A 5,375-nucleotide genomic window follows, 5' to 3' on the forward strand; every position below is an offset into this window, starting at 1 on the left:
TAGTGGAACGAAGCAATATCAGGGGTTTAAGAGATTGCTTCCTATCGTCGCAATGACAAATGTTCAACCGGATTCTATATGAAAGGGGAGCCTAATAAAGCTAAATTATTTAATTAATTAATAATTATTAATGATTCGGTAATTATCATCACGAGTCAGGTAGAAAATTTTTGATTTTCAGGGAATAGGGAATAGGAAAGAATCAAAACAAGTGTACTTTCACAAAAATTTATCTAGGCTATGCCATATTAAGATACATAGATATTTCCCAAACGAGTACAATTAACAAATACTCAAAAATAAGCAGCAATGCAAAATTGTTTGTATGTTTACTAATTGCCTTTTCCCTATTGCATAACTCACCCAAATATTAGATTAATTTTCTCTAGGTACTTTTATAATATTAATTTCCTGTAGCAGATCGCCCTTGTCTCTGTAATTTAACCAAAACAAAATAGCAAAGAAAAATTGTATAAATTACTAATCCAGAAAATCCCAAAAAACCTATAAATTCTTGAGGCCAATCTGGGTGAAAAATTTGTTTAAATAACCAAGGTGGATCTAACCAAACATTACAAAAAGGTTCATTCAGTAAATCATTACGGGATTTAAAAGCACAAACAACAAAAGGAATTTGTGATATGATTCCTATCAAATTATAAATAGTAGCAGCCCAACGCCAAGAGGTAAAACTTGCCTTCAAGGGAGAATTTCGTAACTCTCGGATTTCCTCATTCAAATCTACCCAAAACCACAAAGTTACAGTAATTAAAAATCCAGACATTAATAATGTCAAAAAGCCGATAGGTACTGCCGCAATCATTAGGTAAACTGTAATTGCAAACAAACTAGCAACTCGCCAATAAATAATCAATAAATGTTGAATAGGTTCAGATCTTTTGACAAAAGCCCAAATCAATAGAAATAGAGGTACTACTATAGTAAATAACACTGCTAACCTATAGTCCATCCAGACCAAAGTCTCTAATCCAGATGTAATGGCTAAGGGTAAAACAATCAACATAATCAGTAATTTATAAAAATTATTTCAAAATTATTATTAACTATAAAAAAAGTAAGAAACTGTTTGTTAAATGAAAGTTAAATCCTTGTGTAGGGTGGGGTATACCCGAAGATTGACGGTTTCTCACCCTAGGTGGAAGCTGTCCACCTTAATCCACCGAGATTAACTATTATAGCTATCTGATATCTTAGTTTGATAAACAGTGTCTTTTGATAAACAGTGTCTTATTGATCAAATTGTTGGTTGAAGAAACACGATCTCCTCATAAGGGAGCGTCCTATGGGAAAACTAATCAATATTGCTTCTGCCAGAAAATTTCTACTATACATGAGACTGATGGCTGACAGTTTCTAGGGTAGTCGTTGAATTGGTAAAATATTGGCGTACTGTGGAGCAATCCTTTAGACTCAAAAGAGATTCGACTTCGGACGCAGGTGCGCGAGAAGCAGAAACTTCACCTCATAAGTTTGATGAATCAAGCGTTGTCACAGTTTTGCAACGTCGGGAGGATGTGAAGGTCTGAAAATAAGTTTAATGGTAAGCAACTGAGTCACAAAGTCAAGGATTTCAGTTACTTACCTTCTGGATATAATATGATTCAACAAACTATAGTTTATTGAATTAGTTAGTTGATTCTAGTTATCGTATACTCGACACTCAGCAGCATCAGGATGATCGTCGCAATAATTTTCAAAGGAATTTTTAGGCTTTTTCTCGTTTTGATGAGAAGCTTCAGCTTGAAGTTCTTCCACCGCATCCCAAGCTGCTGCACATTCTTTAGAGTTAGCACCAGAAGCATCACAAGCGTTACGAGCTATCTCGCGCTCTTGTTCAATTTTTTCTTGAATGTCATTATTAGTCATAGTTTTCTTAATTTTGACTTACTACCTACAGATTTTAGGATCTAATTCCTAACTAAACTAGAACACTAGAACAAGGGCTAGGAATTGAAAAACAGGCCAAGAAATCAGCTAAAATTATTCCTCTTTCCTAGTTATATGTTATATAGGTTTTCAGAGGTTCTTAACCAAATGATCTTGATCTTTTAAGATTTGCCCACCAAGAATCAAAGCATCAGACTGTTAAATGTCCAGGCTTCAAAACAACATTTAACATACTAACATAGCTAAAATGACAAGTTGTTCTATAAGTAAAAATTATTAAAGCTAATAAAAAATAATAGTAAAGCTCAGACTATTTCTGTAGGTCTTTATATTTATAGTGATTAAGTTAGAGCTTATTCAAAAATTAAATAAGCATTCTAGTAACTAGAAATAATTTTGATGTCAATAGCAATAAATTAAAACATCTACCAATAGACAAAAAATAGATAACAAACTTCTACAAGAAATAGTTAAGATTGAGGATGAAATCAACCATAGAAGTTGATGAATGGAACTACAATCTGTTGAGGGACTCCATTTAATTCTTATAGATATATAAAATCCTTAATTTATTATAGACCGTGCCTTCTAAATTCAGAACTCAGGCTCCTGACTCCTGTCCTTAGCCAATCCGACGGCTCTTCTACCTAACAATTTGCAGCAAAATTTTTTCCAAATGGCACCATCGGGACTTAGGCCAAGACACTATTATTATATGTAACCAATTTGACATTCTCCCACTGTTAACCGCAAGCGGTATGACGGTACCTCTCTCCACCTCCCTGATAGAGCTTTCTGCTTCTATAACTGACCAATGTCCAAGCCTCCACACACAGCAACCATAAGACCTACTGTTGTTTTGTATCAGAAATACTGTACTCACCTAGCTCCGAATTGGAGTTTTACCTTTCCACGAGCATAACTAGGATGAATCGAACCCCATACTCGGTAGTTGTTGTCAATATCCGAATCAGCCTGGGTATTACTGCTACCCTTAATCTTTACTATTAGAGTATCAAAAATTAATTGTTGCTTCCCTTTTTATTTATTGCCGTTAATTGCCCTCCCGTTAAATAAGTGCAATTATGACGGGAGACCCCTTGACGGATTATCTTGGGTTCTTCCTCAATATTAAGTTTTAGGAGGGGTGGAGGGAGTCAGGAGGGGCAATTCATGAATTGCTCCTACAGGAGTAGGATAAATGTGGTTTTGGTAATAGGAAAAGTTAGGGGGGCTGATTTTTACATTAAAACTGATGGTTAAAAGACTGGCAATATAGTGATTATTTAGAGATTAAATAGGTTCTATATAGATAGTGAATCGAAACTATAACTTCTCATACCTGTGGCACAGAGGCGAACAAGTATTGACATTATTTATCATAAATGTATATATTGATAAATAGGAGGACTCAAGATGCTCAAAGTTATCAAAGTTCGTCTATACCCTAGTCCTGAACAACAACATCAACTCGCTTGTACTTTTGGTGCTGCTAGATGGTGGTGGAATTACGCTCTTAATAAATCAATTGAAGTGTATAAAGAAACAGGAAAAGGATTAAGTCGTACAGCTTTGAACAAACTTTTATCTCCTCTCAAAAAAGCAGAAGAAACTAGCTGGTTAAGTGATTGTTATAGTCAAATTTTACAAGTAACTACACTAAATTTAGTGACAGCTTATAAAAACTTTTTTGCGAAGCGTTCAGGTTTCCCTAAATTTAAAGCAAAACGACACAAGCAATCGGTTCAATATCCTCAAAACGTTAAGGTTGGTAATGGATTTATTACTTTACCTAAGATTAAATCAGCAATCAAGGCTAAAATACATTGACAGATTGAAGGGGAAATCAAAACTGTTACTGTCAGTTTAAATCCTTCAGGAAAATACTTTGCTTCTATTCTGTTTGAAGTAGAAAATCAATGAAGTAATACTCATCAACCTGATGGAATTATTGGTGTTGACTTAGGGATTAAATATTTTGCTATTACCAATAATGGTAAAAAAGTGATTCAACAATTAATAATTAATAATTAATAATTAATAATTACCTCTCCTTGAAAACGGATAGGATTGACGAACAGGAAAAATTTTTTCTTTTTTCCCCTTAAAAGGGGAGGCTTTAGCCCACAATTTCTCGGTAAATATGAGTATCCTAAACATTTTCTCAAACATGAGAATAACCTCAAACGAAAACAAAAGAAACTAGCTAGAAAAGAAAAAGGCAGTAATTTAAGAAAGAGGTATAGAAAACTTGTAGCTAAAGTATCCGAAAGAGTTAGTAATTCACGTCAGGATTTTTTACATAAACTTAGTGCTAAGTTAGTCCGTGAAAACCAAACAGTAGTAGTAGAAAATCTTCATATTCTCGGCATGGTTTGTAATCATAAAATAGCTAAAAGTATTTCTGATTGTCGATGGGGAATTTTTGTCAATTTCCTAGCTTACAAGTTAGAACGTAACGATATTGACATCCTCCCCGGCCTAAAGGCGCGGGGATTCCTACCGAGCCCTAGCTCCTCGGCGGGTTGACGTCTCACAGGCTGCTGCACCCACCCCTCTTGCTCCCCTCCCGGGAGGGGATGGGGGTGGGTTACGCTTGCCTCCACGTCCGTTTATAGTCTCGGAATGCCCTCCCGCGACTTAATCAAGAATTCTTATAGATGTTTATTTGTGCCTTCTCTTTTTAGCTGCTTATTGACCTGAAGGCTTCCCTTGTTCTGCTCTCAACATGGGTGAGTTTCGACAAACATCTTCTTTTCTGCAGTATTTATGAGACAAGGCGGGTACATGACCAATAATTAATTATAGCATAGTTATAGAAATTCGCCCTACAAGGGCGAGGCTTTAAACCCAATTTTTCGGTAAATTAGTAGAAAGTGATAGATGGTTTCCTAGTTCTAAAATCTGCTCTAATTGTTTTTATCAGGTTGATGAAATACTACTAAATGTAAGAGAGTGGACTTGTCATAATTGTGGGACTAAACATGACCGTGATGGGAATGCAGCACATAATATTAGAGCAGAAGGAATCAGAATACTACAGACGGATGGAACAGTCGTCTCTGCTGCTGGAGGGAATGTAAGTCCTAAGCTTGGGCGTAAGTCTAGGTTTGGGCAGGTCCCTGTGAATGCAGAAGCTCATGCTGTACCTGATTAGGGTCAGCTTTGGGTAGTTCACAAATATAATCATAAGTTATAAGGAGCGTCAAACAGATGCGGTGGTCAAACTCTATTTCAACCCGTCCCTCATTAGAAGCAGCAGTTAAAGAAGTAGCAGAAAAAAGTTTAGAGTCATTAGGAACTACAGCAGATTTAGGACTGGTATTTATCTCATCAGCTTTTGCTAGTGAATATCCACGACTTATGCCCTTGCTAAAAGAATATCTACCAGAAACAATTATAATAGGCTGTGGTGGTGGGGGTATTGTTGGTATGAATGAGGAGGGAAAACCACAAGAAGTGGAACA

At 35.9% G+C, this 5,375-nt stretch carries 6 protein-coding genes and 1 pseudogene; 5 read left to right on the forward strand and 2 right to left on the reverse strand.

The window, feature by feature from the left end:
- Nucleotides 1–403 precede the first annotated feature (403 nt).
- Complete coding sequence (locus tag F6K22_RS30160; RefSeq protein WP_293106692.1) at nucleotides 404–1,024, reverse strand: DUF3177 family protein; 621 nt, start codon at nucleotides 1,022–1,024, stop codon at nucleotides 404–406.
- 388 nt (nucleotides 1,025–1,412) lie between these two features.
- Here F6K22_RS30160 and F6K22_RS30165 point away from each other — a divergent pair, with 388 nt between their 5' ends.
- A complete protein-coding gene (locus F6K22_RS30165) occupies nucleotides 1,413–1,547 on the forward strand; it encodes a hypothetical protein (protein WP_293106695.1) in 135 nt (44 codons plus the stop codon).
- A 112-nt stretch (nucleotides 1,548–1,659) separates the two neighbouring features.
- Here F6K22_RS30165 and F6K22_RS30170 read toward each other — a convergent pair whose 3' ends face one another.
- On the reverse strand, nucleotides 1,660–1,887 hold the full coding sequence (locus tag F6K22_RS30170) for a Calvin cycle protein CP12 (protein WP_293106697.1): 228 nt from the start codon (nucleotides 1,885–1,887) through the stop codon (nucleotides 1,660–1,662).
- Nucleotides 1,888–3,324: 1,437 nt separating this feature from the next.
- Between F6K22_RS30170 and F6K22_RS43185 the strand changes: the two genes are divergently transcribed.
- From F6K22_RS43185 to F6K22_RS30185, 4 genes and pseudogenes are all read left to right on the forward strand, one after another.
- Nucleotides 3,325–3,738: an RNA-guided endonuclease InsQ/TnpB family protein gene (locus F6K22_RS43185; RefSeq protein WP_375340209.1), complete on the forward strand. Its 414-nt coding sequence runs from the start codon at nucleotides 3,325–3,327 to the stop codon at nucleotides 3,736–3,738.
- Between the two features lie 240 nt (nucleotides 3,739–3,978).
- Nucleotides 3,979–4,437: an RNA-guided endonuclease InsQ/TnpB family protein gene (locus F6K22_RS43190; RefSeq protein WP_375340210.1), complete on the forward strand. Its 459-nt coding sequence runs from the start codon at nucleotides 3,979–3,981 to the stop codon at nucleotides 4,435–4,437.
- A 346-nt stretch (nucleotides 4,438–4,783) separates the two neighbouring features.
- Nucleotides 4,784–5,065, forward strand: a pseudogene (locus tag F6K22_RS30180) (zinc ribbon domain-containing protein); the annotation flags it as partial.
- Between the two features lie 56 nt (nucleotides 5,066–5,121).
- Nucleotides 5,122–5,375: FIST N-terminal domain-containing protein (locus F6K22_RS30185; protein WP_293106700.1), on the forward strand; the 254-nt coding region annotated here is incomplete at its 3' end.

This window comes from Okeania sp. SIO2F4 (genome assembly GCF_010672385.1).
Classification (GTDB): Bacteria; Cyanobacteriota; Cyanobacteriia; order Cyanobacteriales; family Microcoleaceae; genus Trichodesmium.

Bases quoted from the DNA above. Each gene is read 5' to 3' on its own strand.
- F6K22_RS30170 (WP_293106697.1), bottom strand. From the start codon at position 1,887: ATGACTAATAATGACATTCAAGAAAAAATTGAACAAGAGCGCGAGATA.
- F6K22_RS43185 (WP_375340209.1), top strand. From the start codon at position 3,325: ATGCTCAAAGTTATCAAAGTTCGTCTATACCCTAGTCCTGAACAACAA.
- F6K22_RS30160 (WP_293106692.1), bottom strand. From the start codon at position 1,024: ATGTTGATTGTTTTACCCTTAGCCATTACATCTGGATTAGAGACTTTG.